We start from the raw sequence: 1,549 nt of genomic DNA, 5'->3' as shown, positions 1-1,549 counted from the left end.
GGCCGGGCGGCCAGTCCTTTCAAGCCGCACCACCAGGGCCGGCTACGACCATGCAGCCTCACCCGACCCACCCGGGTCACAGCCCAACGTAACAACACGAAGTAACTGCAACTACGAACTTAAGGACCCACCATGACCAACACTAACGACGCCGACTGGCAGGCCGACTGGGCAATCGAGATCGACCGAGGCCGCCTGGCCCTCGACGGCAGCCTGGTCGACGCCATCAACGCCCTCACCCGCGCACAGCAGGCGCTGGCCACTTTGACCAGCACACACGTCTACGACATCGAGTTCGCCGAGAACCCCCAAGGCGACGACATCGCCTCGTTCCTGTCCGACAGCCTGCGCAACACCCGAGCCGCCTACCACATCGCTCACCGCGTCATCGAGGACGAACGCACCTAAAACGTCAGGGGCCGGGCCCACCGCCACCTGGTGGGCCCGGCCCCGCAGCCCCGACAACAGCTCTGCACCAGCACATCTCAACCCCGGAGGCCCGACAATGAGAACCGCTCCACACCCACAATATGCGTTGCAAGACGTATTCCCTCAGAGTAGTATTTGCGTATGCTGATCGACTGGTCCGACGAGTTCGACACCTGGCTCGATCGGCTTGAAGATCACGCCCACAACGACCCGATCAGCGCCCGCCGACTCGACTACATCACCGCACAACTGCAGCACCTCCAAGAACTCACCGACGCACCCGAAGAAGACACCGCCCACCTGCGCCGCGTTCGCCAATCCAAGACCTATCCCGTCTGGAGACTGGCCCACCCCTACGACCCCGACATCGCCGTGCGGCTCATCGTGTGGTTCCCCGACGACGAACACGCCGTCATCGCCCTCTTCGCCGGCGACAAAGCCCGCATCGGAAACGCCTTCTACAACAGCGTCGGAACCCGAGCCGACGCCGCAATCGAGACCTGGAAACGCAGAAAGGACACCCAATCATGACTGTTGAAGATCGCGGCGGGGCCCGCCTCAAGAAGCTGCTCGCCGACCCCGACCGCGCCGAGCGCGTCGACCACATCCGCCAGCAGATGCGCGAGGACGACCGCGCCTACGCCATGAACCTGGCGCTGATCCGCCGCGCCGCCGACCTCACCCAAGTCGAACTCGCTCGACGCCTGGGAGTAGGACAAGCCGCGGTGTCCAAAGTCGAACGCCAACACGACCTGCTGCTGTCCACCCTGTCCAGCTACGTCGCCGCCGCCGGCGCCAACGCGCGCATCGTCGTCACCGTCGGAGACCGCGACCTGGAATTCGACCTCGCCACCCTGGCCGACGCAGCGCCACCGGAACAGTAACCAGTCGCACCCGAGGGCACCCGCCAGCGAGCGACGCTGGCGTGGTGCCCCTCGTTCATCGTCGAGCCTCGGCGCTGCGGCCCCGAGGCGCCGGCGCACTAGGTGCGACCGCCGGATGCCCGCCTGCGGCGGGCGTGGGTTGGGTAGCTACTCACCTTTAACCGTCAGCAGGGGTCGCAGCCTAATCGGCCGGGGGCCCGACCGGTCAACCCACACCGACGCCGAACTACGCAGGC

Annotated in this window: 3 protein-coding genes; all 3 read left to right on the top strand. The window is 66.0% G+C overall.

All coding sequences use genetic code 11. From position 1 onward, the window contains the following. Positions 1-132 precede the first annotated feature (132 nt). Positions 133-408: a hypothetical protein gene (locus tag ACTWP6_RS30210; protein WP_163886459.1), complete on the top strand. Its 276-nt coding sequence runs from the start codon at positions 133-135 to the stop codon at positions 406-408. A gap of 162 nt (positions 409-570) precedes the next feature. After that, positions 571-960 (top strand): hypothetical protein, encoded by a 390-nt coding sequence (locus ACTWP6_RS30205; RefSeq protein WP_163680969.1) that lies wholly within the window; start codon positions 571-573, stop codon positions 958-960. Next, positions 957-1,313 (top strand): helix-turn-helix domain-containing protein, encoded by a 357-nt coding sequence (locus tag ACTWP6_RS30200; RefSeq protein ID WP_099962857.1) that lies wholly within the window; start codon positions 957-959, stop codon positions 1,311-1,313. Before ACTWP6_RS30205 ends, ACTWP6_RS30200 begins: the two co-directional genes overlap by 4 nt. Positions 1,314-1,549: the final 236 nt, after the last annotated feature.

The sequence above is a fragment of the Mycobacterium sp. 4D054 genome, from assembly GCF_052245755.1.
Classification (GTDB): domain Bacteria; phylum Actinomycetota; class Actinomycetes; order Mycobacteriales; family Mycobacteriaceae; genus Mycobacterium.
The sequence above is the reverse complement of the archived record's forward strand: the minus strand, read 5'-3'. Positions and strand labels throughout refer to the sequence as shown.